We start from the raw sequence: 757 nt of genomic DNA on the forward strand, positions 1-757 counted from the left end.
GCCTTAACGCCACTGCGCCGAGCCGCCCGGCCGATCCGATCACCCATACCCGCGTCACGCCCGAGGCCGAGGCCACCCCGCGCGGCACCCACCGCGTCGTCGCCCCGCCACCGGCCCCCGAGCCGGTGTCGCTACGCCCGATCCCCGAGCCGAAACCTGCGCCTGCGCCGGAACCGGTGCAGCCCGCCGTACAGGAAAAGCCGTCGGCCCCGACCGCAACCGCGGCGTGGGAGGATCGTGTCGCCCAGCTCGAAGCGCGGCTGGAGCAGCAGGAGGCGGCGCTGCGCCGGGTCCTGACCCTGCTGGTCGACTGGACCGAAATCGATAATCGCAGCGAGGGCCGATCCGAAGCGCGGCGCGAAGCGGCCGCCACGATCCGACCGGGGACCTGGGGCCATGCCGCCTGAGCCGCTGGGCGACGACGGGCCGAAGAGCACTCGGCCGATCAATGGCATGTCGGTCGATGTCGAGGAATGGTTTCAGGTCGGCGCGTTCGAGCGGACGATCGACAAGGGGGATTGGGACCGGCTGGACAGCCGGGTCGAGGCCAATACCGACCGGGTGCTGTCGCTCTTCGCCGAAACGGGTACGCGGGCGACTTTCTTCACGCTCGGCTGGGTCGCGCATCGCCATCCCGGGCTGATCCGTCGCATCGTCGCGGGTGGCCATGAGATGGCGAGCCATGGCTGGGACCATCAGCGCGTCTTCACCATGACCGCCGACCAGTTTCGCGCCGACCTGACCCGCGCCAAGGCGG

Annotated in this window: 1 protein-coding gene and 1 pseudogene; both read left to right on the top strand. The window is 70.9% G+C overall.

Annotation, left to right across the window (positions count from 1 at the left end; all coding sequences use genetic code 11):
- A pseudogene (locus SB4_RS18555) lies at nt 1–407 on the top strand (hypothetical protein); the annotation flags it as partial.
- A partial coding sequence (locus tag SB4_RS18560) for a polysaccharide deacetylase family protein (protein ID WP_153006349.1) occupies nt 397–757 on the top strand: 361 nt, incomplete at its 3' end. The pseudogene SB4_RS18555 and the gene SB4_RS18560, both read left to right, overlap by 11 nt.

The sequence above is a fragment of the Sphingomonas sanguinis genome (assembly GCF_001476905.1).
GTDB classification, from domain to species: domain Bacteria; phylum Pseudomonadota; class Alphaproteobacteria; order Sphingomonadales; family Sphingomonadaceae; genus Sphingomonas; species Sphingomonas sanguinis_B.